Here is a 1,945-nt window from a genome sequence, read left to right as displayed (position 1 = left end):
ACCGCCACCGCACCCGGCGACACCGCCACCCGCGCCTCGAACAACCCCACCAACGACTCCGACGACACCTCACCCGCCGTGTCGTTCCACTCCTCGACCACCAGGTGCCGGCCCGCCTCGTCGAGCACGTCCACGCTGTTCAGCGGCAGTTCCGGGCCGCCGTCCAGAGCCAGCTCCAGCGCGGTCACCAGGTTGTCGGTGGCGGTGCGGACCAGCAGGCCCACGTTCCGGGCGTCGATCGGAGCGACGGCGTCGACGGCCACCGACATGCTGTCGCCGTTGTCGTCGATCAGGACGACGAGGGGATAGTTGGTGCGCTCACGCACGAACAGCAGCCGCACCCCTTCCATCTCCCCGTCCACACCGGCACCGGTGTTGTGGCGGTAATTCAGGAAGGAGGTGAACAGCGGCGTATCACCCGCCACTCCGCTGGCCTGCTGGGCGAGAGTGAGCGGCGCGTGCTCGTGCTCCTGGAGCTCGGCGAGCTGGCTCCGCATCGCCGACACAGCCGCCAGCACACCCATCTCGCCCGTACGCAGGCGTACCGGCAGCGTGTTCATGAACGGCCCCGGCACCCGATCCGCCCCAGCGCCGGCGTTCATCCGGCCGAACAGCACCGTCCCGAACACCACGTCGTACCGACTCGACGCCGTGGCGAGCACCCGCGCCCAAGCCACGTGCAGCACCGTCGCCGGGCTCACCCCCAACCGCCGGGCCACCTCCCGCAACCGCCCGTGCAGCTCAGCTGCGAACGGCACCACCTCGTGCGCGGAGTCGGCGCCATCGCCCCGCACGTCCACCAGCCCGAACGGCGCCGTCGGCTCCTCGACATCACCCAGCAGCTCCGCGAAATAGTCGCTGTGCTCGACGTCCGTGATCCCGTGACGTGCCTGCGCCACGAAGTTCCGGAACGGCAGCGGCTCGGCCAGCTCCGCTCCCCGGCCGGCCAGGAACGCCCGTACTTCGGCGAACAGCACCTCCAGCGCGGTGTGATCCCGCACCACGTGATGCATCCGGACGAGCGCCAGCCACCGGTCACCACCCGGCACCGCCGCGACATGCACCCCCATCAACGGCGCCCGATGCAGATCCATCACCGAACCCGCCAGCTCCACCAGCGCACCGGCGGGATCAACACAATCCAGCCCAAGCACCACTTCTTCGACCGGCAACACGGCATGGCGCCACACCACCTGCACCGGCTCGCGCAGCCCCTCCCACGCCAACGACGTGCGGTAGATGTCGTGCCGATCCACCACCCGCTGCAACGCCTCGACGAACTGCTCCACCCGATCCCGCGAGTCGAACTCCAGCACCGCCGGCGTCACATACACGTCCGTACCGCCGTCGGCCAGCAGGTGGTGGAACAGCAACCCCTCCTGCAAAGGCGCCAGCGGGTAGATGTCGGCCACGTTCGCCGCGCCACCCTCGACGGTGGCGACGATCCGCTCGATCTCCTCGGCGGTCAGGTCCACCAGCGGCAACATCTCCGGCGTGATGCTGGTCGCGTCGGCCGGAATCAGATTGTCGGGCACCTCTGTCTGCCCGGCGCTCACGGATGCGGCCAGGCCCGCCGGGGTGGGTGTGTCGAACAGGGCCCGTACCGAGACCGAGACACCACGCGACCGCAGGACCTCCACGAGCCGGATCACCAGCAGCGAATGCCCGCCCAGCCGGTAGAAGTCGTCGTCGGCGCTCACACTCTCCAAGCCGAGCACTTCGGCGAAAGCAGCGCAGACGATCTCCTCGCGGAGGTCGGCAGGGGCACGACCTGCCCCTGCCGTGTAACGGGGGGCGGGCAGCGCCTTGCGGTCGAGTTTGCCGTTCACCGTCACCGGCAACGCATCCACCACCACCACCGCCGACGGCACCATGTACTCCGGCAACCGCTCCGCCGCGAACCCCCGCACCACCTCAACATCAACCAACCCACCAGCCGGCACCA

The 1,945-nt window shown here is 69.5% G+C and carries 1 protein-coding gene; it reads right to left on the bottom strand.

Going from position 1 to position 1,945, the window contains the following annotated elements:
• Window positions 1-1,928 (bottom strand): condensation domain-containing protein (locus AB0I15_RS66760; RefSeq protein ID WP_358121167.1); only part of this gene is annotated, 1,928 nt, incomplete at its 3' end.
• Window positions 1,929-1,945 lie beyond the last annotated feature (17 nt).

This window comes from Nonomuraea sp. NPDC050643, from assembly GCF_040654715.1.
Taxonomy (GTDB): domain Bacteria; phylum Actinomycetota; class Actinomycetes; order Streptosporangiales; family Streptosporangiaceae; genus Nonomuraea.
This window is presented reverse-complemented; position numbering and strand designations above follow the sequence as displayed.